Source organism: Mesorhizobium sp. WSM1343, from assembly GCF_055901535.1.
Genome location: NZ_CM148370.1, coordinates 265647 through 290171 on the forward strand (window position 1 = coordinate 265647; position 24525 = coordinate 290171).

The 24525-nt window shown below is 62.5% G+C and carries 19 protein-coding genes; 12 read left to right on the top strand and 7 right to left on the bottom strand.

Translation table 11 applies throughout. The features are described 5' to 3' along the window. Positions 1–89: 89 nt before the first annotated feature. Complete coding sequence (locus tag AC0NIL_RS01235; RefSeq protein WP_275954160.1) at positions 90–1214, bottom strand: nucleotidyltransferase family protein; 1125 nt, start codon at positions 1212–1214, stop codon at positions 90–92. Between the two features lie 513 nt (positions 1215–1727). Between AC0NIL_RS01235 and AC0NIL_RS01240 the strand changes: the two genes are divergently transcribed. The 6 genes from AC0NIL_RS01240 to AC0NIL_RS01265 all read left to right on the top strand — a co-directional run bounded on the left by AC0NIL_RS01240 (position 1728) and on the right by AC0NIL_RS01265 (position 7634). Beyond that, positions 1728–1880, top strand: a complete 153-nt coding sequence (locus AC0NIL_RS01240) for a lasso peptide (RefSeq protein WP_010913078.1) — start codon at positions 1728–1730, stop codon at positions 1878–1880. Positions 1881–2017: 137 nt separating this feature from the next. Beyond that, positions 2018–2332, top strand: a complete 315-nt coding sequence (locus AC0NIL_RS01245; protein WP_013528114.1) for a PqqD family protein — start codon at positions 2018–2020, stop codon at positions 2330–2332. Between the two features lie 169 nt (positions 2333–2501). After that, positions 2502–2879, top strand: coding sequence for a lasso peptide biosynthesis B2 protein (locus AC0NIL_RS01250; RefSeq protein ID WP_473573864.1), 378 nt, complete (start codon positions 2502–2504; stop codon positions 2877–2879). Continuing rightward, on the top strand, positions 2876–4798 hold the full coding sequence (locus AC0NIL_RS01255; protein WP_275954161.1) for a lasso peptide isopeptide bond-forming cyclase: 1923 nt from the start codon (positions 2876–2878) through the stop codon (positions 4796–4798). The genes AC0NIL_RS01250 and AC0NIL_RS01255 overlap by 4 nt, the downstream gene beginning before the upstream one ends. Further along, positions 4795–5781, top strand: coding sequence for a phosphoenolpyruvate carboxykinase (ATP) (locus AC0NIL_RS01260; protein WP_473573865.1), 987 nt, complete (start codon positions 4795–4797; stop codon positions 5779–5781). The genes AC0NIL_RS01255 and AC0NIL_RS01260 overlap by 4 nt, the downstream gene beginning before the upstream one ends. An 8-nt stretch (positions 5782–5789) precedes the next feature. Further along, positions 5790–7634: an ABC transporter ATP-binding protein gene (locus AC0NIL_RS01265; RefSeq protein ID WP_024501839.1), complete on the top strand. Its 1845-nt coding sequence runs from the start codon at positions 5790–5792 to the stop codon at positions 7632–7634. A gap of 109 nt (positions 7635–7743) precedes the next feature. Here the strand turns inward: AC0NIL_RS01265 and AC0NIL_RS01270 are convergent, their stop codons facing one another. Beyond that, complete coding sequence (locus AC0NIL_RS01270; RefSeq protein WP_013528119.1) at positions 7744–8019, bottom strand: exopolysaccharide production repressor ExoX protein; 276 nt, start codon at positions 8017–8019, stop codon at positions 7744–7746. A gap of 601 nt (positions 8020–8620) precedes the next feature. Here AC0NIL_RS01270 and AC0NIL_RS01275 point away from each other — a divergent pair. Next, on the top strand, positions 8621–9298 hold the full coding sequence (locus tag AC0NIL_RS01275; RefSeq protein ID WP_013528120.1) for a sugar transferase: 678 nt from the start codon (positions 8621–8623) through the stop codon (positions 9296–9298). A gap of 100 nt (positions 9299–9398) precedes the next feature. Next, positions 9399–10661: a polysaccharide biosynthesis/export family protein gene (locus tag AC0NIL_RS01280; protein ID WP_064992948.1), complete on the top strand. Its 1263-nt coding sequence runs from the start codon at positions 9399–9401 to the stop codon at positions 10659–10661. 190 nt (positions 10662–10851) lie between these two features. Here the strand turns inward: AC0NIL_RS01280 and AC0NIL_RS01285 are convergent, their stop codons facing one another. The 5 genes from AC0NIL_RS01285 to AC0NIL_RS01305 all read right to left on the bottom strand — a co-directional run bounded on the left by AC0NIL_RS01285 (position 10852) and on the right by AC0NIL_RS01305 (position 18077). Next, on the bottom strand, positions 10852–12165 hold the full coding sequence (locus AC0NIL_RS01285; RefSeq protein WP_127367914.1) for an O-antigen ligase family protein: 1314 nt from the start codon (positions 12163–12165) through the stop codon (positions 10852–10854). A gap of 201 nt (positions 12166–12366) precedes the next feature. After that, on the bottom strand, positions 12367–13194 hold the full coding sequence (locus AC0NIL_RS01290; protein WP_275954163.1) for an SDR family NAD(P)-dependent oxidoreductase: 828 nt from the start codon (positions 13192–13194) through the stop codon (positions 12367–12369). A gap of 87 nt (positions 13195–13281) precedes the next feature. Further along, entirely contained in the window at positions 13282–13776 is a 495-nt protein-coding gene (locus tag AC0NIL_RS01295) for an acetone carboxylase subunit gamma (protein WP_013528124.1), read from the bottom strand. Beyond that, complete coding sequence (locus AC0NIL_RS01300) at positions 13773–15977, bottom strand: hydantoinase B/oxoprolinase family protein (RefSeq protein WP_275954164.1); 2205 nt, start codon at positions 15975–15977, stop codon at positions 13773–13775. The genes AC0NIL_RS01295 and AC0NIL_RS01300 overlap by 4 nt, the downstream gene beginning before the upstream one ends. A 12-nt stretch (positions 15978–15989) precedes the next feature. Continuing rightward, complete coding sequence (locus AC0NIL_RS01305) at positions 15990–18077, bottom strand: hydantoinase/oxoprolinase family protein (protein WP_063170449.1); 2088 nt, start codon at positions 18075–18077, stop codon at positions 15990–15992. 184 nt (positions 18078–18261) lie between these two features. Here AC0NIL_RS01305 and AC0NIL_RS01310 point away from each other — a divergent pair, with 184 nt between their 5' ends. The 4 genes from AC0NIL_RS01310 to AC0NIL_RS01325 all read left to right on the top strand — a co-directional run bounded on the left by AC0NIL_RS01310 (position 18262) and on the right by AC0NIL_RS01325 (position 24502). Beyond that, positions 18262–19041 carry a helix-turn-helix transcriptional regulator gene (locus AC0NIL_RS01310; protein WP_063169873.1) on the top strand — a complete coding sequence of 260 codons (780 nt, stop codon included), beginning with the start codon at positions 18262–18264 and terminating at the stop codon, positions 19039–19041. Between the two features lie 287 nt (positions 19042–19328). Further along, entirely contained in the window at positions 19329–21503 is a 2175-nt protein-coding gene (locus AC0NIL_RS01315) for a dehydrogenase E1 component subunit alpha/beta (RefSeq protein ID WP_127367909.1), read from the top strand. Positions 21504–21591: 88 nt separating this feature from the next. Further along, positions 21592–23154 carry an ABC transporter substrate-binding protein gene (locus AC0NIL_RS01320; protein ID WP_164747171.1) on the top strand — a complete coding sequence of 521 codons (1563 nt, stop codon included), beginning with the start codon at positions 21592–21594 and terminating at the stop codon, positions 23152–23154. A 118-nt stretch (positions 23155–23272) separates the two neighbouring features. Next, the gene (locus AC0NIL_RS01325) at positions 23273–24502 is read left to right on the top strand and encodes an aminotransferase class III-fold pyridoxal phosphate-dependent enzyme (RefSeq protein ID WP_275954166.1); all 1230 of its coding nucleotides are present in this window, start codon (positions 23273–23275) and stop codon (positions 24500–24502) included. Positions 24503–24525 lie beyond the last annotated feature (23 nt).

Sequence of the window (24525 nt, forward strand, 5' to 3'; positions counted from 1 at the left end):
ATTTGCCTCTCGTACAGGTAATATCGATTTGCCCTCGCCCCGTACTCGTTCGATGCACTACAGAATTGCCATCAGCATCCAATTTACCTTCAGCGACTCGCCGGCCGCTCGAAGATGCGGCGGCTGATATCGGCGGACGCCGCCCAGCCTGCTTCGGCCAGATAGCGGACCGGCGCGCGGCCGCACAGTTCCCAAAGCACCGTTCGCCGCTGCGGCCACCGCAGCGACGGCAGCCACGGCGCGATGACCATGCTGAGCAGATCCTCATCGCCGATGCGCGGCAGGATCCTGGTCGCGCGCTGCGACAGCAGCGTGGCGGCACCGCCGAGTAGCACGTCGGCGGCGCGCAGGCCAAGCAGCAGCGTGTCGTCCAGACCTTGCGCGGTAGCGGCATCGAGCAAACGCTGCTGATCCGCCTCGTCGAGGCGGCCGGCGCTGGCGCCGATATCACAGACGTATCCGGCGCAGGGTTCCCGGTTGAAAAGTGCCTTGGCGACGCTGATGCAGGACAAAAGCAATGTATCGGCCACCGAGGTGAACGGCACCGTCGCACCGGCGATTTCGACCTGTCGCTTGCGCCGCAGGAACCCGTCCGCGTCGCGCGGGCTTGGCGAGCCGGGCTGCTGGAGGCGGTAGTGGAGATCGACGGTGGACGACCTCGGCCCGTCGTCCCGGGTCATGTGCTGTTCGCCGAGGAAGCGGACCCACCAGACGGAGCTCGACTTGCCTGATACCTCATAGCCGATCTTGCGAAGCGCATCACGCGCCCTGAAAAATCCGAGCGGCGAAACCAGGATGTCGACATCGCCCGAGGGCTTCATAAAATGGTCGTCGTAGAGAAGTTGCTGCTGGAACGGACCCTTCAGAAAAACGAAATCGATCTCGCTGGCGCGCAGCACGTCCTGGATCGCCATCGAATCCATGATGCAGGACGCGTTCATCGAAACCGTTTTCCTGCGGTAGGTGTCGAGCCATTGGAAAAGCTTAGTTGGCCTCTGAAGCGCGGGTGCGCGCGAAAGCGCCTTGAGGACAAAGACGGCGACCTTGTTCAGCCTGGCAATCTCGGCAATTTTTTCACCGTCAAGATGGCGCATCGAAACGTCGCCCGCGCCCGGGCCGGCGAAAAACAATCGCAGGCAAGCCTGCACATAGGCCACCTCGCCGGCACAGCCGGCGGCGCGCAATCGTTCGTATGAGCCATCCGGCAAGGCCATTTAGCGCACAGTCTCCCAAGAAAGCGTTTCGCGCCGACACTTATGCTGCAATGCGAAGCAAGCATCACCAAAAACCTCGATGCCGTAAAGCCTTTCCTTCTGCAGTGCGAATTTTTGCCACCAAAGCGTCTATCGAGGTGGCATCGGAAAGCAGTGAAAACCGCGGTTGAAATGTCCCTTGCCACGTCGGCTTAGGCAATCTCCGGACGATTTCTCAAATGGAAATTCTTTTCATTAGAGAGGCCTAAATATAGGCACAACGCAAACGGCTTATGCAAGCAAAATCAAATGCTTAAAGAATCAGCACAGGCGCGATCGTCGTGCACAAGGAATCGGCTAAAAAATGACAAGTTTTAGGCATGCCGCTCATGTGACGACGCCAGCAACCGTAATTGATTAACAGAAAGTAAAACAGTCTTGACTCATAAATGCTGCCGTGCAGCTATTGCATTGCAGCATAAAAGTGCTGACGGCACTCGACAGGCCGTTTCCAGTCCTAAATCGGAGAGTAAAATGGAACAGAATGTTGAAAAGCATGAATATGAAACGCCAAGCCTGACGGTCCATGGTTCGATTGAGACCATCACCCAGGGCGGCGGCGGCAGCACGGCGATCGACGCATCGTTCCCCGCGCATACGCCGATTGGCGACCTGACGTTCTCCTGAGACCTACAGCCGATTCCAGAGTGACATGTTGGGACTCTGGATTCAAAAGCAGACGTAAGAGGGGTCGGGGGGCCAGCCTCCCGATTTCTCCTGCGCCACCTGGAGATGTCGCAGCGTTTTGTCAGCGAGGTTTGGGGATGAACGGGGAGCTATCCGACCGTGATCTGGGCGACCACGATAGCGTGTGCGCGACCAAGGATGCCGTGGCTTGCGAGTTCGGAGATGGCTTGGCGCTGCTCAATCTCAAATCCAATGTCTACTACAGCCTGAATGGCGTCGGCGCCTTCATCTGGGATTTGATCCAGGAACCCCGGTCGATCGGCGACATCCGCAGCGCCGTGCTTGCGCGCTACAATGTCGACCCGGCGCGCTGCCAGGCCGATGTCGACGCATTGCTGAAGGGCCTGGCCGATAATGGGCTTGCGAGACGGCATCATGAGGCACTTGTCTAAGCCGGTCCAGCACAAGTCCCTGGTTTCACGGGCCCTGGTTTCGCGGGCCTTGTCTTCGCGGGCCACGGCTTTACGGCAGGAACCGGCGAGAGAAACAAACGTCAAGCAGACGAAGCGCGGGGGAAGCCGGCGCGGGCTGGTCAGGATTTTCTCCCTGAGTGGCTCGGAAATGATCTTCCTTGGCCATTGCCTGCTGGTGGTGGCGACAGTTCGGCTGGGGCTGACGCTGTTGTCCTACAATCGTGTACGCAGCCTGGTGACGCGCCTCGACGCGCGGCAGTGCGCCTCAATGGGCGAACTGCGGCGTGTCGCCTCGGGCGTTGCCGCCGCGGCCCGTTTCGTCCCTTACGCCACGTGCCTGACCCAGGCGCTCTCCGGCCAGTATATTCTCGCCCGCCAAGGCAATGAATCGACGATACGCATCGGCATCGAACGTGGCACAGGCGAGCAGTTGAAAGCACATGCCTGGCTGGTCAGCGACAACCATATCGTGCTTGGCGGATCGATCGACGGCTTCGCCCATCTCGTCGACCACGGCAGCCGATGAGCGGCGTCGCCGGAATCCTGTTGCGCGGAGCAAACGCACCGGCGGTCGCGGCGGCCGACATTCAGCAAATGCTGGCGCGCATGCGCCATCGTGGTCCTGACGGCAGTTCTTGGTGGCTGGACACCAGCATCGCCCTTGGCCACGCCTGGCTCAACACATCGGATGAAGTCGGTCCGGGCCCTTTGACGATGGCTGGGGGCCGGCTCGCCATCACCGCCGATTGCCGGCTGGACAACCGTGACGAGTTGCTGGCCAGGCTCGGTATCCGCGACCAGTCGGTAGCCGACGCGATCGTGCTGATGCGGGCCTATCTGCGCTGGGGCGAAGCCTGCCCGGAGCATCTGCAAGGCGATTTCGCCTTCGCCATCTGGGATGACGAGCGGCAATCGCTGTTTTGCGCGCGCGATCATTTTGGCGTCAAGCCGTTCTACTACCACGCGGCGGACCGGCGTTTTGCCTTTGCGTCGGAGATCGGTCCGATCCTGGGCGTCGAGGGTATCCGCGCACGTGTCAGCGAGCGCCAGATCTCCGGCTTCCTGGCCGGGCTTCCCGACGACCCGCAGTCGACCCCCTACAGCGATATATTCAGCCTGCCGGCCCGCCACAGCCTAACCGTCACCGCGCAACAAGTGATGCTGCGCCGATACTGGCAGATCGAGCCGTCGGCGCGGCCCTTGCGGTCGGATGCATCGGAGGAATTCGCCCATCTGTTCTCGCAATCGGTGCGCAACCGCATGCGAGGGACCTCGGCGGTCGGAGCAATGCTGAGCGGCGGCCTCGATTCCTCGTCTATCGCCTGTGTCGCCGGCCTGCAGAATGCCGCCGCGCGCAAGCCGAGGCTGCCAACGTTCTCGCTGATTTTCGAGAAGGGCTCGCCGATGGACGAGCGGCCCTTCATCGATGCCGTTCTCGACCAGCAGAAGGTCGACGCGACGCTGATCCCGGTCGGCAACTATGCCCCATTCGCCGAATTCGAGCGCGTGCTGGAAGAACAGGAAGGAACGTTCCTGGCGCCGGGCCTGACGCTCACCCGCGGCATCTACCGGACTGCCGGCGCCAAGGGCATCAAGGTGCTGCTGGACGGCCATGGTGGCGACGAGGTCGTTTCACAAGGCCACGGCCACCTGCACGAGCTTGCGAATGGCGGCCGATGGATGGATCTGTGGCGCGAGGTCCGCAGCGCATCCAACACCTATGGCGACAGCACGCTTGGCCTTTATCTCCAGTTCCTGACCCTCTACGGGCCGGCCTGGCGCATCGCCAGGCTGAGGCATATGGCCAACCGTGCCCTGAACAAGATCCGCAAGCCCGCGCAAGTGTCGCGCGCACGAAGCTGGCGCGACCTGATCAATCCGGACCTGGCCAAGCGCACCGAGCTTGTCGACCGGTTTCACCGGGCCGGCTACATGCCGCCCGGCGTCCAGGCCAGCGACGCCTTGAGCCATCGCTGGATCCTGTCGAACGGCTATGTCCCGCATGCTTTCGAGGTTCTCGACAAGGCCGCCGCCAATTTCGGGGTCGAGCCGCGCTACCCCTTCTGGGACAAGCCGCTGGTCGAGTTCTGCCTGGCGCTGCCGGGCGAGGAGAAGCTGAGCCACGGTTTTGGCCGCTATGTGCTGCGCCGCGCCATGCAAGGCGTATTGCCGGAGGCGGTGCAGTGGCGGCGCGACAAGATCGACTTCACTGCCAATCTCGTCAACGGCATGCTGCGCAACCATCGCGACCTCCTGGAACAGCTGCTGGTCTCGGATGCGAACCGCATCGCGCCTTACGTCAATCTGCCGCAAGTGAGTGCTGCCTATGCGCGGCTGCTGCGCCAGCCCGATCAGGCAGCCCCCCTGGATGTCCAGTACGTCTGGCGCTCGGCCTCGCTGTCGCTCTGGCTGCGGCAACTCCAGCATGGCGGGAGCCCCGCATGATGCCGCGCAACGAGCCGGTGGCCGCATACAGTGATAATCCCCGTCCGTATGACCGGGCCATACGAGAGCGCCGCTTCTACCGGGCCTACGGCCTGACCATCGCGTCGGAGGTGACGTTGCCCGAACTGCAGCCGGCGGCGCCGGGGGCGGCGGATGTCGTGATTGCCGTCGGCGCGATCGACCTGCCAAAGCCCTCGCCCGAAGCCGCGACCGACTTTCGCTTCGAGCCGGACCGGCAATATCTGGCGTGGCATGCCGTGGGCGCGTTCCTGATCACCGATTCCAGCCGTATCGACATCGAACCGGCGCCCGGCGTCGACGACGCACTGCTCGCGTTTCCGCTGCTTGGTCCGGTCATGGCGCTGCTCTTGCACCGGCGCGGCCTGCTTGTCCTGCATGCCAGTGCCATCGCCGCCGCCGGCACGAGCGCCATCTTCATGGGTGACAAGGGAGCCGGCAAGTCGACGACCGCAAGTGCGATGATCCGGGCCGGGCATCGACTGCTTACCGATGACGTGGTGGCGCTGGACCTCGCCAATCCGAGTGAGCCAATGACCGTTCCGGGCTTTCCGCAGATCAAGCTGGCGGCCGACGCCGCGGCGGCGATCTCGCTTGAGGAAGCGGAAGTGCGGCCGCAAGTGCATCCGGCGATCGACAAGATGCAGCATCGCCTGAACGGCGGCTTTTCGGGCGACGAGGTGCCGGCGACCAGGATCTATATCCTCGAGCGCGGCGAAAGGGCTGGCATCACGCCCTTGCCCGCCATTGCCGCCCTGCCGGCCATCATCAAATTCTCCTATGTGACGCGCTTCGGCCGCGCGGCCCTGCCCGGCGACTTCGCGACGGCGCATCTTCGGCAATGTTCATGGATTGCCAACCATATCGGCGTGTACCGGCTGGAAGTCCCGACGGGCCTGGACAGGATCGGCGAAGCCGTGGAACTGATCGAAAAGGATCTGTCGGCTGGCAGCCGGCGGTTGTGAGCGCAACCATGTCGAAGCCCCCAATCCTTCGCCTGTCGCTGTTTCGAGAAATTGCCGCCTTCGGCGCCACCATTGCCCGGATCGGCGGCCGGCGAACGTGGACGGCGCTGTTCTTCCTCATCCTCGGTAGCCTGACCGAGGGCATTTCGATCCTGCTGCTCGTCCCGCTGCTGCATCTGGTCGGACGTGCCGACCAGGATTTCGCTGTTCGGCTGCCCAACGATGATTTCGTGCGCTGGCTGGTGCCTGATGGCACGCTGCAACTGACGACCGTGCTTTGCGCGCTGGTCGGGCTTGTTGCGGCGCAGGCGGCGTTCAATCGCTTCAAGTCGGTCTACATGGCCAAATTGCTGTTCGATTTCATCAATCGCGTTCGCATGAACCTGTTCGAAAGCATCGGCAAGGCGCGCTGGGGCGTTTTTACACGCATGCGCAGTTCCGACCTCGATCATGCCCTGACCGGCGACATCGACCGCGTCCAGGGCGCGGCTTTCTCACTGCTGATGCTGGTGCAGATCGCCGTTCTTCTGGCCGGCTATCTCCTGGTTTCCGTGTTTATCTCGCCGGTCATGACGCTGTTTGCCGTGGTCATCGGCATCCTGATGTTCGTGGCGCTGCGGCCCTTCCGGGCACGGGCCACTGCCTTCGGCCGTGTGCTGACCGCCAATCGCCAGGACCAGTACCGGACAGTCTCGGAATTTCTCGGCGGCATCAAGGTGGCCAAGAGCCTGAACGTCGAGGACAGCTATTTCGCGCAGCTGCGGTCGACGCTTGAGAGGATGAAGGCCGACAACATCGACTATGTGCGCAACAGCACCATCGGCACTGCTGTATTCCAGGTGGCGAGCGTCGTGGGCCTGAGCCTGTTCATCTATGTGGCTTTGGTCCGCTTCAACCTGTCGCTGGCCGAGATCGTCGTCCTGCTCCTGGTCTTCATGCGTATCGCGCCGCGCTTCATGGACATGCAGACGCAGGCCCAGCAAGTGCTGATCAACCTGCCCGCCTTTACGGCAATGCGCAGCCTGCAGGCACGTTTCGACGCCGAACGCGAACCCGGCCATACCGAGTTCGCCGACGCCGGGACACTCTCCCTCAATACGGGATTGAATATTCGCGGCGTGTCCTTCGCCTACGGAGATGCTGTCGACAAGGCGGTGGTGAGCGGCATCACCTTCGGCCTGCCGGCCGGCAAGGTCACCGCCCTGATCGGGCCGTCCGGATCGGGCAAGAGCACGATCGCCGACATGCTGCTTGGCCTGCTGGAGCCCACCACTGGCAAGATGCTTGTCGATGGCGTCGAGATCGATGCCAGCAATCGCCGTCGCTGGCGCGACCAGGTGGCCTATGTGCCGCAGGACGTGTTCCTCCTGCACGACACGATCGCGGCGAACCTGCGCCTCGCCGCGCCACGGGCCAGCGATGGCGATCTGTGGGCCGCGCTGCGTCAGGCGCACGCCGGCGAGTTTGTCGAACGGCTCGACCTCAGGCTCGAGACGGTGGTCGGCGATCGCGGCGTGCGGCTCTCGGGCGGCGAACGTCAGCGCATCGCGCTCGCGCGCGCGCTGCTGCGCAAGCCGTCGCTGCTCATCCTCGACGAGGCGACCAGCGCGCTCGACTGGCAGAACCAGTCGCTGATCGCCAGGTCGATCGATGGATTACGCGGTACGATGACGATCCTGACCATCGCGCACCGGCCGTCGATGATCGCCTTCGCCGACTGGGTGGTGGCGATGGAAAACGGCCGTATCGTCGAGGTCGGCCAATATCAGCGGCTGAAGGAAAAAACCGGCAGCCGGTTGTCGAGGATGCTGTTGGGGGAACAGTCGGAGAGCGAACCCGCTGATGTGGCGTGAGCCGGCGACCAAGACGCGTCGCGCCGAGACGGATTCACGCGGCGCTTTGGTCCCTTTGTCTCGAAGCATGTCGTTGCCGCCAAACCGGGCCACGTTTGAGCAGTCTGCATCAATGCAGGCCGCGCCTGGCACCGCCCAGCTTCTCGCTTTCGGCGACCTCGGGTGCGTTCAGTTTGCGCTCGGCGTCACGAGCTATGTCGGCAGGCGTCGGCGCGCTCCTGGCGATCATGGTGTAGATGAGCACGAAATAGCCGGCCTGAATGGTCACGGCGCAGATGATGACACGCACCAATATCGTGCCTATCGACGCACCGCCCAGCCAGGACCAGCCGACGACGATCGCCAGAGCGAAAATCATCCCGAGGATGAATTTTGGAAGTGCCATACCCAACAGCCCATAAACCGGCTCGGGTATTATCGCGATTGCCCCACCCGAGCGCCGTCCCTTGTCATGTGGGCTTGTTAAGGTCGCCCACTCTCGACCGGTTGCTTCCGGCCTTTTCCACCTGTCGTCACCGTGACAGGTATAATTTGCAATTCTATTAAGGCGAGCAATAGGCGGCAAGGGCAACTTCGGTTATTTTTGATCGAGCTTTTGCGATCGACTCTGCCATGTTGCAATGCACGCAACGGGAGCTAGGCCGATATCCTCTCGTCGATATTTTTTAGTAAAATTGGCAATATTAAGTAGTACTTTATACGGTTTTGACCAAGCATCACGGCATGATGAAGCACTAATTTGTACCTCGCCTTGGCAAATAGGTAGGTCCGCCTAAAAACCGCCCCACAAAGGCCTCTATTTTTTCGGCCGTGCCCATTTATTGTCACAAATGTGCTAAATATGCCGAAATTTGTGCATAGCAAGCTTATTATTTAGTCATTCCATGACGTGACTATTTCAACGGGGTGGTAAATTGTGTGTTGCGCTGCAACATTTTTTGGGTATCGTGTGGTGAACCATTCGTTCAACGCATGGAGTTTACGGCATGAGGGACGTTGCCAAGTCGGCCACCGCGAGCTTTTCGCAGGCTGACATCGATTTTCCGCCGCCGATCGGCGGCCTGCTCAAACGCAGCTTCGATATCACCGGTTCACTGATTGGCTTGATCGCCCTCAGCCCGCTATTTGTCATGATAGCGCTGCTCGTCAAGTTTTCCGACGGCGGCTCGATTTTCTACGGCCACAGGCGAATCGGGCGGGGCGGACGGATTTTTCCGTGCCTGAAGTTCCGCACCATGGTTCCGGACGGCGACAAGGTGCTGGCAGCCTACCTCGCCACAAACCCGGACGCCAACGCGGAATGGATCGCGACCCGCAAGCTGAAGAACGACCCGCGCGTCACCCGCGTTGGAGCGGTGCTGAGGAAACTCAGCCTCGATGAGTTGCCGCAGATCATCAACATCCTGCAGGGCGATATGAGCCTTGTCGGTCCGCGTCCGGTTGTGCGCGACGAACTGGAGATCTATGGCACATCCGCCGTCTACTACCTGAAATCGCGTCCGGGCCTGACCGGCCTGTGGCAGGTCAGCGGCCGCAACGATGTGTCCTATGACAGCCGCGTCGCCTTCGACCGTCACTATGTCGAGAACTGGTCGCTGTTCGAGGACGTTCGCATCATCATCAAGACCGTCCCGGCCGTCTGGATGTCGCGCGGTTCTTACTGACCGGCCGGTGGCCAATGCCAGACATTGGCGTCGGCCATTCGACGCAAGCTCATCGGGCGATGGGGCTATAGCGGATCGGAACGTTGAGTTGAAAACAGATTTGTTCGAAGCCTTTCGCGGCCCGGTTTCCGGCCGCCTGCGGCGGGCGCGTTTGCTGGCCACATGCCTTGCCATGGCCCTCGTCGTCCCGCACATCGCCGCCGCCGGCGACTATCGCCTCGGCTCGCAGGACAAGCTCACCATCCGCGTCGCCGAATGGCAGACCGTTGAAGGCACATTCCGTGACTGGTCGGCGGTGAATGGCGAGTACACGGTCGGTCCATCCGGCACGCTGTCGGTGCCGTTCGCCGGCGAACTGCCGGCCTCCGGCAAGACCACGTCCGAAATCGCAACGGCGATCGGCGAGGCTTTGCAGAAAAAGCTCGCTTTGTCAGACAGACCGGAAGCCTCGGTCGAGATGGCGCAGTTCCGGCCATTCTACATTTCGGGCGAAGTCCAGAACCCCGGCCAGTTTCCTTATGTGCCCGACCTGACGGTGTTGAAGGCCATCAGCGTCGCCGGAGGCATCCGGCGAAACGCCGACTACGGCCCCCAGCTCGGCAAGGACCTGGTCACCGCCAAGGGCATGTTCGACATCTCCGACGACCAGCGCATCCGACTGATCGTCAGGCGCGCCCGCATCGATGCGGATATGGCCGGAAAGGCGAGTTTCGACGTGCCGAAGGAGGTCGAGGGCGATCCGAGACTGCCAGCCATCGTGGCGGACGAGATGACGATCCTGACAGCGGACCAAAAGGCGCTGAAGCTGAAGCTTGAAGCGCTCGACGATCTCAAAGGGGTTTTGGAATCCGAGATCGAATCGCTGCAGAAGAAGATCGTCAACCAGCAGCAGCAGGTCGACTTGGCGCAGCAGCAGCTCGCCAGCATCGGCCCGCTGGCGCAGAAAGGCCTGATCGCCAACGCCCGACTGCTGGATTCGCGCCAGTCGGTTGCCGACCTGCAGGGCAAGATCCTGGACTACGAAACCGCCATCCTCACCGCCAAGCAGGCGATCAGCAAGGCGAAGCAGGATGCTATCGATGCCCAGAACACCTTGAGTTCAAGTCTCGCCACTGACCGGCAGCAGACCGAAACCGACCTGAACGAGGCCGCGTTGAAGGTGAACATGCAGAAAGGCCTGATAGCCCAGGCCAGCGATCCCGCGATGGCGGCCGCTATGACAAATGATCAGCAGCCGACCCTGCTCTATTCACTGGTGCGCAATGTCGACGGCAAGACCAGCGAAATAGCCGCCAAGGAAGAAACCCCGGTGCTGCCTGGCGATGTGATCAAGATCAAGCTGGCGCCGCTGGCCAGCCAGTAGACCGACTTCCAACACGATCCAGTGTTTCGAGCCAGAGCCTCACCCGACAAACCGGGATGAGGCCCTGGCTCAGTTGTTTGAACATCTCCCTGCGGAAACTATGATAGCCGTCTCGGGATCGAGGCTTCCCGTCCGAGCACATGCTTGCTCAAAGAGGAAGGCCGCTCCCTTCAGCCCGCGAGATGATAATTTATGAGGGACCGGCGCCCGCCGGATGGCCGGCATACCGAGGCCAGTCAGTCTCGCCCCCGGCCGCGTCAGCCGGCTCCAGAGCCGGTGACCGCCGCCTGCGGGTAACGGGCAGCCGCGCCAGCTTGAAGAAGCTGAAATACATCAGGAAAGAACCCATGATGTAGGGGTTGAGTATCTCGACCTCGACGAAGGAGCGGATCAGCAGCAGGACCATCACGCCGAAAAGGATCACCGAGTCCGCCTGCCATGCCTTGAAGATCACCGCCGAGACGTGGCCGTAGAGCGTGCGCAGCATGATCAGCGACACCAGCGTCGCTCCGACGAAGCCGAGTTCGACGAGGGCCTCGATATAGGTGTTGTGGAAGTGGAAGCCGGTGCGGGTGGTGATGTAGAATTCGTTCCACAGCCGCTCGGCTTCAGCGAAACCCTGCACCCAATAGGCGGCATAGCCGACGCCGAGAATCGGCGATTTCTGGACCGTGTTCCAGCCTTGCTCCCACAGATAGGTTCGCCCGGTGAGCGTCGAATCCTTGCCGAAGAGGCCGAGGACGAAGTCCATCAACCCGAGATTCAAGGCGACGAAGGCCGTCACGACCAGCAGGCCGGCGCCGATCAGGAAGATGACCCGGCGATAGCGTCGTGACAGAAGTTTGCTCATCGCAAGAAGCGCCACCAGCGCCAGAACCGCGGGTATCGAGGCCATCGAGGTGGCGGAATGCGAGGCGACCAGGACATAGGCCGACAGCAGCACGACGGGCACCGCCAGGATGAAGCTCAGCCGGCCGCGCCTGTAGAACGCAAGGAAGACGACGCAGAAATAGATGCCGAGCGAGCCGACAAAGCCGATCTGGTTCTTGGAGGCGAAGGCGCCGACGAAGTTGACGGTGCCGTCGAGGACATCCTCGGAATAGTTCCCGACCTTCAGCGAATAGATGAGGACGACAAATATCCCGATCAGCGCCCCTATGGTCAGCGTGCGCACGCTGACGGTGCGCGCAGCTACGTAGGCGCAGGCAATATGGGAAAAATACTGGACCGACGTCCTTGCGGTGACGCCGGGAGCCTGCGACCAGAAAACCGAGAAGCAGACATAGGCAGCAAACAGCAGCGGCAGCCAGGCGCTGGACAGATGCCTCACAAACCGCCGGTAGTCGACCAGGATGAGCGGGAGCCAGACCGCATAGTAGGCCAGGATCAATATCTGGCCGAAGATGACCGAATAAGAAAACGCCCAGATCGAAACGGCTACGGCAAAGGCGCCATAGACCGAATTCTTCTCGGGATCGATCAGCAGGGACTTTGGAATCTTCATCTCAGAGTCCCGCCGACACGACCCAGGGCCGGCAAGCCATGAGCCGGCCGGAATCTTCGCAGACATGGGCGTGCAATAAACGGCGTCTCCATTGTGCAGTGCAATATAACCTATTGCGCCCGGCGCTCAATGGCAAATCCGGTCACCTTGTCTTACAGCGAGGCATCTGCGGAGAGATCAGCCGGTTGCGTGTCCGAGACGCTACCAAAGCGCTCCGCCGGTGATCTGGATGTTTTCCATGGTGATGCCCTTGGCCAGATCGGAGCACAGGAAGACTGCCAAAGCCGCGATCTCCTGCGGCTGCAGCATGCGCTGCTGCGGGTTGCCCCTGGCGATCTCGGCCATCGCTTCCTCTGGCGTGCGCCCCTTGCCTTCGCGCTCGACGACCTGCGCCACATTGCGGCGCATCAGTTCGGTCTCGACCCAGGTCGGGCTGATCATAACGCAGGTGACGCCATGCGCCGCCCCTTCCAGCGCCACGCAGCGGGTGAGACCCAGCAGGCCGGCCTTGGACGCGCAGTAGGCCGGGTTGTCCTTCCACCCGACCAAGGCGGCCGTCGAGCCAATGTTGACGATGCGGCCCCAGCCGCGCTCGATCATACCCGGCAGCACGGCACGCGTGACGCGGAAGGCGCCGGTCAGGTTGGTGTCGACGATCTTGTCCCAAAGCGCGTCGGAATGGCCGCAGACCGGCTGCTCGGCGGTGGTGCCGGCGGCGTTGACCAGAATGTCGGCGGGGCCGATGGCCGTCTCGGCATCAGCCGCGAAACGGTTGGTGACGTCGCTGTCGCGAACGTCAAGGTGTGCGGCGTGAACTTTCGTTCCATGGACGGCAAGGGCCGAGCGCACGCGCTCGATCTCGTCGGCGGCCGGATAGTAGGCGGCATCGGATCTGTCGGCGCCGGCAGGCGCGATGTAGGAGCCGACGGCGACATTGGCCCCAGCCTCGGCCAAAGCCGTGGCAATGGCGAAGCCCATGCCCGAGAAACCGCCGGTCACGATGGCGCTACGGCCGGAAAGGTTGTTCATGGCGCACGGTCTCCGCTTCGTTTGGGCAGGCAATCAGTCCTGACCGGATTTGGCAATCACAGCGGCGCAGCCTCCATCGACGAGGGTTCAGGACCCCTGAAGCGGTCTGCCCAGCCATTCGCGATAAAAGCCTTCGAGGTCGGGTTCGAAATCATGCACGATGGGATAACCGGGTGCCGCCGCCTCGACCTCATGCAGCGTCCCGCACTCCGGGCAGATGAACTCCCGGATTTCCATCCATTCGGGATCAGGGAGATCGCTGTTGGGATAGATCTCGCGCAAAGCCTCCTCGGTGTTGCGCACGTTAATCGCGGCGTTGAGCTTCCAGTTCTTCCGATAGTCGCCGAAGGAGTGGCCGCATTCGCAGCGGGTAATACGCTCATCGCCACTCTGGCAGATGAACAGATGGTCCGAGACCGGCAGCAGGATCGGGTCCTTCCAGGCGACACGATCCTGATAGACGGCAACCATCTTGAAGAAACGGTCGTCATCCTTGTAGGCACTCATGATGCGCCTTGTCTGCGGCCAGGGCAGCTTGCCGGCGGCCAGATCGCCCAGGACTTCCTTGCTGTATGACGTCATGGCTTGGCTCCCGGCGTGAAGATCGATTTGGCGTCGACGTTCCAGAAATCGCTGAATTCCTTGGTGAAGCGCGACGACAGCTTGATCGCGCTGGCGTACATTTTCTTCACTTCGGGCGCGAAGTCGGCCTTTCCGACGCGGCCACGCTCCTTGGCGATCCAATCCGCCACCGGAATCGCCTTAGCCAGGCGCTCTTTGCGCATGGCGGCGCGGCGTTCGACCGTGGCGTCGATATCGGCGACGGGATAACCGTCTTCATCGTCCTTCAGCACAATGCCGAAAACCTGGTCCGCCGCTTCACGGGTGAGAAAGCCGTTCTCGACATCCCATGCCGTCTTGATCGGATCGCGCTCCAGCACGTCGCCATAGCCGCCGCCGCCATTGTAGGAATGGCTGAAGATGTCGCCGGATTTGTGCGGCGAGGTGATGTAGGGGCCTTCGACCACGACATGGTCGCCGCCGATGTTCTTCTCGTAGTCGGAGACGTCAGGGTCGATGCCGGGCGAATGCGCCAGCGGTTCGCCTTTTGCCGCCAGTTCGTGAATGTCTGAGTTGCGCGCCGCGCGATGCTTCTGGCAGGTCGGCGCCGGATAACCACCGCACATGCCGCCATTGTCGAACACGCGCGAGGAGTGCTCGGAGGTGTGGAGCCGCAGATGTGAGGTCTTGTTGATCAGCCAGGTCGAGACGAAGGAACAGCCACCGCGATATTTGCCGGCGCCGCCGGAATTCGGCACGATCGAACGGCCGATATAGACCATCGGCATCGACTGTTCCCAGACCTCGATGTTGCCCATGTCGGATTCCGGGTTCCAGCCGACATAGGCGGTGTCGAGACCATCCTTGATGGCGAGCGCCCCGGACCCGGCGGCAGCGCACTCGAAATGCGCCATGCCGAACGGCGTGCCGTATTGGCTTTCGCCGCCCATCTCGATCATCGGGCTGTTGACCTGGCCGACAAAGGCCTCCTCGACGAAGCCGCGCGCGACAAAACTGCGCGACAAAAGCCGCTGGAAAACACCGTAGGCCGGCAGCAGCAGCGCCCATGAGGTGGCGGTGGCCACCATCTCGTTGTCGGGGTTGGTCCAGGTGCCGTGCGGCAGTTTCAGTTCGGTCGCCATCCAGGCACCGTCATTGACCAGGCCTTCGAAATTCATGTGCTGGGTCAGCGTCACGAACATGCCGCCATCCATGCCGGCCGGCGTGCAGTTCATCGAATGGTAACCCCAGGGCTGCGTGCCCTCGAAGTCCATGGTGATCTTGCCGTCGGTGGTGATCTCCATCTCGATCGGGATGTTGTAGAGCCAGTCGGGATCGCCGAGCAACTGGAAGCCGGGCTTTCCCGCCGTGACATGGCCGTAGAACGTGTGGCCGCGGTAGATGCCGGGCACGGTGAGCTGGCGGGTGCGGGCGAGCTGGGCGCGGCGACCTTCCTCGATGAACTCCTTCGACACCTTCATCCAGTAGTCCAGGCCGATCTCCGAGATGAGCTGCTTGACGCTTTCGCGCATGTCGATGCAGGAGGCGACCTTGGCCTTCTCGTCGAGCACCCAGTAGATCGGCATGCGCAGATTGCGCTCACAGCGGATGACGTAGTCGCGCCGGATCTCGTCATTCTCGCCGATCTTCTCGGCGCAGACGAACAGGCCTTCGGTGAAGCGCTCCTGCGCCAGGCAGACATCGCCGCCCGGCGTAATGCCGCCGGCTTCCAGCTCGTGGCAGACGGCACCGGCCCAGCCGACCAGCGTGCCTTCATGGAAGATCGGCACCACGTCCATGACGTCGGGCACCTGCACGGTGCCGATGAAGGCGTCGTTGTTGGCAAAGATGTCGCCTTCGCGGATCTTCGGGTTTTCCTCGTAATTGTTCTTGATCATCCATTTGATGAAGCGGCTCATCGTATGGACATGCACCATGATGCCATTGGAGAGCGCGATGGCGTCGCCTTCGGGCGTATAGATGGCGACCACCATCTCGCCGACTTCGCGCACGCCGGGCGAGGCCGAGATGCGGCGGGCCATTTCGCGAGCCGAGACGCAATAGGCGCGCAGCTTGGTGTGCAGCGTCTCGAACTTCAGCGGATCCTGGTTGCGCAGCGTGAGTTCCGTGATGCCGTCATAGCAGCCGGTCTCTTCCATCAGCCGCTCGGAATCGAGCAGTCTTTCGCGAAGGCGCAGGGTCGAGGCAGGTTTGTCCAACATGGCGATGCCCTCTCAAGCGTGGGTGTAGTGCAGCAGCGTCCATTCATCGACATGGACGCGGTCCTGCGGATGAACGACGAGCGTGGTGGCGGGGTGTTCGATGATGGCGGGACCGATGACTTCGTGACCGGGCTGCAGCAGGTCCATCTCGTAGAGATTGGCCTTGTGCCAGCGTCCGCCGATATAGGCCTCACGCACGCCCTTGTGCGCGGAAGCCGGATCCGACTTGCCAAGCGGACGCTTGAGCAGCACCGGTTTGACCTTGTCGGCGGTGGCGATCAGCCCGAGTTCGGTGATGGTGAAGCCGGCCTCGCCGTAGCGCGACACGCGATGATTGACCTTGGCGTAGACCGCCTCGAACTCGTCGATAACCCTGCGCATGTCGTCGGCCGAGTTGACCTCAGCCAGCGGCGCCATGACTTCGACATCCTCGAGCTGGCCGGTGTAGCGCATCATCAGGAACGGCACGGTCCTGATCTTCTCGCGCGCATGGCCGTCGGCGATCATCTCGTCGACCGCGGCCTTGGTCAGATCGTTCCAGACCGTGGTGACCTTGACGCCGAAGGCGGCCAGCGTCGCCTCATCGGCGCGTGACGGGATGTCGTGCTGCGTCGACACCGAATGCCGGCGCATGAAATCAGCCGTGGTGCAGCCGAAGGCGGAGAAGGCGGCCGCAAACTGGAAGGTGATGATGTCCTTGAAGCCGATGCCCCTGGAACAGCCGGCCAGGTGCAGCGGGCCAGAGCCGCCATAGGACAGCAGCGTGAACTCGGAGGGATGGATGCCCTGGCCCGAAATGACGCGGCGCAGCGCGTTGTTGGCGTCGGCCTCCAGCATGTCGATCATGCCTTCGGCGGCTTCCTCCAGCCCGACGCCCAGGATGTCGGAGCATTTCTCCTGGAAGGCGCGGCGGGCCTTTTCGACCTGCAGCACGACCTTGCCGCCGAGGAAATAGTGCGGGTTGAGCCGGCCGAGAATCGCATCGCAATCGGCAATGGTCGGTTCGGTGCCGCCCCTGGCGAAGCAAATCGGACCTGGATCGGAGCCGGCGCTTTCCGGTCCAAGCGAGACTTTCTTGGTCAGCGGATCGACCTTGAGGATCATGCCGGCGCCGGCACCGATCGTATCGAGGTGCAGCGTCGGCACGTTGAGCTTGAAGCGATCCATCAGCGGCTCGTTCTCGATCCGCGTCTGGCCGCGCGTGATAACGCCCATGTCGAAGGAGGTGCCGCCCATGTCCGAGCAGATCAGCGAATCATTGCCGATCAGCTTGCCGACATAGGCAGCACCGAGGATGCCGCCGATCGGGCCGGAGATCATGGTTTCATGCAGGCGCGGATGGTTGATCGAGGTCAGGCCGCCGAAGGAGAGCAGCGTCTGCACGCCATATTTGAAGCCGTATTTCTTCGAGACGTCCTCGATACCCCTAAGCTGCTTGCGGCCGCGCGAGGTGGCGTAGGCCTCGATCAGGACCGAGTTCAGCCGCGACTGCTCGCGGATGACCGGGCGGACCTCGTGGCTGGTGTAGACGATGATGTCGGCGCCGGCCTTGTCGACCTCTTCGCGGCAGATTTCCGCGATGCGCTTCTCGTGCACCGGATTGACGTGCGAGAAGATGGTCATGATGCAGATCGCTTCGACCTCGTCGGCGATCAGTTTTTTTGCGGCTGCAGAAACCTCGTGCTCATAGAGCGGCAGCACGACGTCGCCGAACTGGTCGATCCGCTCGGTGACGCCATGGGTGCGGCGGCGCGGCACCAGCGGATCGGGATGATGGTGGGTGACCGCATGCAGCCGGTCGGCGTAGGAATAATCGGCCCAGGCCTGCAGCCCGCGGCCCATCAGGATCATGTCCTCGAGGCCCTTGGTGGTGATCAGGCCGAGCCGGCGGCCGGTGCGCGACAACAGCGTGTTCAGCATGCCGGTGCCGGAATAGAGCACGACGTTGACGCCTGAAAACAATGATTCCAGCGAGATGCCCCAGGCATCCGCCGCGTCCTCGGCCGAGGCCAGAAAACCCTCGGCTTCGTTCTTCGGCGTGGTCGCCGACTTGCCGATCTTGAAGTGGCCGTCCTGATCGACAAGGATCGTGTCGGTCATGGTGCCGCCGGCGTCGATGCCGATGACGATTGGGTTGCCGACAATGGGGGCGGTGAGATTGGGTTGGGTCACGGTCGCCTCGGGATCTGGTCTAGGTTGACGCCAGGCTAGATTCATTGGATGGCCTCGCGCCATATGCCTAAAGACACAATGACGGTTGGGCTGACATCGCCGAGAAAAGGGCATGGGCATGGGCAATATCTGGGCGCCGCTCGCCAAAGCGATCGCCGCCATCGGCACGGACAGGCATGTCGACTGCCTGATCGACCTGATCGGCGCCGACATCGACCACGACCTCGTCACGGTGACGCGCTATTCGGCGACGCAGACACCCGAATTCATCAAGCACCGGCGCTTCTCGGATGAGATGGTCCGGCGCTATCTCCACAATTACTACGTGTTCGACCCGTTCTATGCCTCGTGGCGGCGCGAGCGCAGGTTGGGCATCATGCCGCTGAAACGGCTCGCCGACGACGAGGCCAAGCGCGGCCAGTACATTGCCGGCTTCCTGGCGCAGTCGGAGATCTGCGACGAGGTCGGCATCATGCTTGCCGATGGCGGCGACTGGTGCCTCGGCATCTTCCTCGACCGCTCGACCACGTCGTTCAAGGAGAGCGAGATCGCTTTGCTGGACGAGCGGTTGCCTGTATTCGAGGCGCTGCATGCGCTCGACATCAAGGCGCGCGGAACCAAATTCTCCCGCACGTCGGCGCCGACAGGCCCCGGCGCCTCGCCCCGGCAGGAGCCGACGATCCCGGCCAGTCTGTGGCCGGAGCTGTCGCTGCGCGAGCGGGAATTGGTTCAGTTGATCCTCGCCGGCCACCCGACGGCCAACATCGCCGAGCGCCTCGGCATCACCGTCGGCACGGTCAAGAACCATCGCCGGCGCATCTACGAGAAGCTCGACATCACCACCGAGCGGGAATTGTTTTTGCAGTTCTTCCAGCATCAGGCCGATCGCTAGCCGCTCGCTTACCCAGCCGATCCGCCAGCCGAATGCCTGATTTGCAGAGCCGCTCCCTCCGTGAATTGGTGCAGGGGGCTTGTCGCCGGAATGGCTCGAAAACTGGCTTCAAAATTCCTCTTGCGGAACGCCGCCGTCCCGGCTTAGTCTCGGCTTCGCACAGAAAATGAAATTTAATTCCATTTGTGCGGTGCCCGCAAGCCAGTGCAGTGCCCAGGAAAAGTGCCCGGACGCAATCGACTGAGAAAATATTTGATATATCATCTACCAGAACGGAAATAGCTGACATGGTCCAGCAGACATCGATCCAGCCATCGGCGCCCTGGTTGCGGCTCGACGTCGACGATTCGGACTGGAACGACGCCGAGGTTTCGAGCCTGGTGCGCTGGTATCAGCAGATGCTGCTCATCCGCCGTTTCGAGGAAAAAGTGCTCGATCTCGCCAATGCCGGGCTGGTGCATGGTCCGGCGCATGCCAGCATCGGACAAGAGGCGACGGCGGTCGGCGCCATGTCCGTGCTCGGTACGGGCGACCGCATCAACGGCACCCACCGCGCCCATCACCAGGTCTTGGCCAAGCTTGTCAACGCGCAGACGCCCGGCGGATTCGACCCGTTGCATGACGCTTTCAACCCGGACATGCAGGGCTCGGTGCGCGGCTTGATGGCCGAGATCATGGGCCTCAAGTCAGGCTATTGCGGCGGCCGTGGCGGCTCGATGCATATGCGCGACGATGCCTCCGGCATCCCTGGCACCAGCGCGATCATTGGCGGCAACCTGCCGCATGCGGCCGGCTATGCGCTGGCCGACAAGCTGCTCGGTACCGGCAACATCTCGGTCGCCTTTTTCGGCGACGGCACGATGATGGCGGGGCCGGCCTATGAGGCGATGAACATCGCCGCGCTCTACCGGCTGCCGGTGATCTTTTTCGCCGAAAACAATCTCTATGCCGTCTCGACGCACATCAACGAGCAGACGCGCGAGACGCGGCTGGCCTCGCGCGGACCTATGCTCGGCTTTCGCGGCATCGAATGCGACGGCATGGATGTGGTGGCGGTCCACCATGCCATGCGCGAGGCGCGCCGGGCGATCGAGGAAGACGGTGGCCCGGTGCTGGTCGAGGCGCTTTGCTACCGCTTCCTGCATCAGAGCGGCGCGCGCCCGGGTAGCGAATTCGGCTACCGCACGCGGGCCGAGGAAGACGCCTGGAAAGCGCGCGATCCGCTGGTCACGATGGCGGCTCGCCTGAAGACGATGGGCATTTTGAACGCTTCCGACCTCGGCACACTCGACCAGCGCGTCATGGAGGTGGTCAACACCGCTGCCGATTCGCTCACCGAAATGAGTGGCAACGCGCTGGGCATTCCCGACCATCTGTGGCCAGACCCAGGCGGCGTCGACAACCAGATACGCGGTGATCTTTCCGAACTGAAGGGCGAGCGTTTCCTCGAGATCGAGGATATGCCGCCAGCCGACACCAGGCCGGTCAAGTTCATGGTTGCCGCGTCCGAGGTGATTGCGCGCGCCATGGAAAAGGATTCGCGCATCATTATCATGGGCGAGGATGTGCACCGGCTGCGCGGCGGCGTTTCGGGCGCCACAAAGGGTGCGCTGGAACGCTGGCCGGAGCGTGTACTGGCAATGCCCATCGCCGAGAACGGTTTTGTCGGCGTGGCGCTGGGTGCAGCGCTTTGCGGGCTGCGGCCTATCGTCGAGATCATGTTCGGCGATTTCTGCCTGGTTGCCGCCGACCAGCTGTTCAATGCGGTCAGCAAGGTGCGCCACATGTTCGGCGGCGGCTTCCCGGTGCCGATCGTGATCCGGGTGCGCGTCTCGCCGCACACCGGCTACGGCTCGCAGCATTCGGGCGATCCGTCTGGCCTGTTCGCGCTGTTTCCCGGCTGGCGCATCGTCGCCCCGACGACGCCCTTCGACTATATCGGCCTGATGAATTCGGCGCTGAAATGCGACGATCCGGTCGTCGTCATCGAGCATGTCGAACTGTTCCCGAGCGAAGGGCCTGTGCCTGCGGATGACCGCGATTATTGCGTGCGACTCGGCAAGGCGAAAACCGTCAGGCCGGGCAGTGCCTGCACCTTGCTCACCAGTGCCAGCATGGTCGCCGTCGCCAAGCAGGTGGTCGAGGAGACCGGCGTCGATGCCGAGATCATCGACCTGCGCAGCCTCGACCCGACCGGGCTCGACTGGCCGATGGTGGAGGCCTCGATCCGCAAGACCAACCGGGTGGCCGTCGTCGAGCAGGTGCAGCGTGGACTGTCGCTTGGCGGACGGCTGACACAAGAGATTCAGGATCGCGTGTTCGACTATCTCGATCACGAGATCCTGCATGTGACGGGAAGCCTCTCGGCTCCCGTCGTATCGGCCCCGCTCAACCGCGCCGCACTGGGCGGCGCTGATAAGCTCAAGGCCGCGCTTCAATCCCTCATTGCCGTGGGTGGATAGAGCAACGCATTGCCACAAAGATCTGACAAGAAAATGGGAGAATGAAATGGACATGACGATCCTACCAAGAGCCAAGACCAGGGCGACGATGCTGGCGGCCGTGCTGCTGGCCACCAGCGCCTTCTGGGCGCCTGCCACTTTCGCGCAGGACAGCAAGCCGCTGGTCATCGCGCGTAACATCGACCTCAATTCGCTCGATCCGCACCGCGCCTTCTGCGACACCTGCCAGATCTACAATTCCAGCGTCTACGAATCGCTGCTGACGCTGGACAAGGACAACAAGCTGATCCCGCTGCTCGCCTCGAAGTGGGAAGGCAATGCCGACCAGAGCAGCTTCACCTTTACGCTCGACCCGGCCGCCAAATTCTCGGACGGTTCGCCTGTCGAAGCCAAGGACGTCAAATGGTCCTGGGAGCGGCTGAAGAACCTCAAGGGCAGCGCCTCGTTCCTGATGGACAATGTCGCCTCGATCGAGACTCCGGACGCGCATACGGTCGTCGTCAAGATGGTCGCGCCGAGCTCCGAATTCCTCAACATCGCGGCGGCGCCCTACGCAGCGGTCGTCAACAGCAAGGTTGCTTCCGAAGCCGGCGCCAAGGCCGATGCGGACGCCTCGACGACAGACAATGCCGAGGCCTGGTTCCTGGCCCATTCGGCCGGCAGCGCGCCGTTCGTGCTGAAATCCTATGAGCCCAATTCGGAACTGCGGCTGGCGCGCAACGACAAGTACTGGCGCACGGCGCCGGCGCTGAGCGAAGTCGTCATACGCCAGACCAAGGATGCGGTGGCGCAGGCGCAGATGCTGCAGAGCGGCACCGCCGATATCGCCATGCAGATCGACCCGGACACGGCCAAGACGATGACCGGCAGCGACGTCAAGATCGAGACCGTGCCGTCCTACAACTTCATCTATGTGGCGCTGTCGCCCGGCGCCAAGGCCAACAAGGTGCCGCTGACGCCCGAAGTGCGCGAGGCCATTTCGCTCGGTCTCGACCGTCCTGCTATCCTCGACTTCACCATCGGCTCCGAGGGTCAGCTGATCAGCGCGCCGATCCCGCTCGGCTTCCCCGGCGGTTCGGGCTTCGAGGCGCAGCCCTATGACGTTGCCAAGGCAAAGGAACTTCTGGCCAAGGCCGGACACGCCGACGGCTTCGAGATGGAGGCAGCGTTCCCCGGCATGAACGTCTACGGCGTCGATCTCTCGCTCTTGATGCAGAAGGTTCAGCAGGATTTGGCCAAGATCAACATCAAGCTCGACCTGCAGCCGATCCCCTTCGCCAATTGGCGCGAGCGCGTCAATGGCGACGGCATCCCAATGACGGCGGTGTTCTACGCGCCGGACTATTACGGCACCTCGCAATACATCGACTATTTCGCCATGACGAAGGGCAGCCCTTGGTCGCGCCGTGCCGGCGCGGAGCGCGACCCGTCGGTGCTCAACCCGAAGGAAGCGGATATCTACAAGGCAGCCCTTGCGGCAAGCGGCGACGAGGCCGCCAAGCTGTGGCACCAGGCCGGCGAGGAGATGATCAAGGACAGGATCATCCTGCCGCTGATCAGCCCGAACCTGATCCTGGCCTACAAGTCGGACGTCAAGGGCGTGCGCTACAGCGCCTGCTGCAACCTGCCGCTGGCAGAACTCAGCCACTGAGCAAAACAATACAGGGAGGCGACTGTCGCCTCCCTGTTCTCCATCCGGAAGGCCAGCAAATCCTGTTCTTCCAACATTACATTCAATATATGATATATCAATGAGCGGAGACCTCTTCATGCCTTCCCTGATCAACTCCAAGGACCAGTTGCTGCGCGAGCGTGCGGCCTCGGTGATTCCGGGCGGCATGTGGGGACACATGGCGACGCGCTATCTCGGCTCCGCCTATCCACAATTCTTCGAACGCGCCGACGGCTGCCGGGTCTGGGACGTCGACGGGCACGAATACATCGACCTGATGTGCAGTTGGGGGCCCAACATTCTCGGCCACCATCATCAAGCAGTCGAAGAGGCTGCCGCCCGGCAGCGTCGCCTCGGCGATGCGATGAACGGCCCCGGCGAGGTGCTGGTCGAGCTGGCGGAACTGCTGGTCAAGACGGTCGCGCATGCCGACTGGGCAATGCTGCAGAAGAACGGCACCGACGCCACCACGGCCTGCGTGACGATCGCGCGCGCCGGCACCGGCCGACGCAAGGTGCTGGTCGCGCGCGGCTCCTATCACGGCGCCGTGCCGTGGTGCACGCCATCGCTGGCCGGCGTCACCGCCGAGGACCGCGCCCATCTGATCCATTTCGACTACAATGACGTCGCCAGCCTCGAAGCGGCCGTCGAGCAGGCCGGCAACGATCTCGCTGCTGTCGTCGTCACTGCCTTCCGGCACGACATCGCCCGCGACCAGGAACTGCCGACCGCCGCCTTCGCCAAACGGGCGCGCGAACTCACCACCGCCGCCGATGCGGCGCTGATCGTCGATGATGTCAGGGCCGGCTTCCGCATCGACCTCGCCGGCAGCTGGGAGCCGCTCGGCGTACGGCCGGACCTGTCCGCCTTCTCGAAGGCGATCGCCAATGGCTATCCGCTGGCCGCCATCGCAGGCACCGACCGGTTTCGCGAAGCCGCGACCAAGGTCTATGTGACGGGTTCGTTCTGGTATGGCGCCGTCGCAATGGCCGCGGCGATCGCCACCATCAGCACGCTGCGCGATACCGACGCCGTCACCCACATGACACAGGCCGGCGACAGGCTGCGCTCAGGCCTCGATGCTGCAGCGAAGAAGCATGGTCTTTCGCTGCGACAGACAGGTCCGGTGTCGATGCCGATGGTGCTGTTCGACGGCGATGCCGAATTCAAGCTAGCCAACGCCTTCTGCTCGGCCGCCTTGCGCGAAGGCGCCTATTTCCATCCCCGGCACAACATGTTCCTGAGTGCTGCGCACACCGCAAAAGATATAGATCTCGCCCTGCAGGCTGCCGATGCGGGCATGGCCGCCGCGGCGCAGGTGGCGTGACCGGCGCCAATGCGGTGGAAAGG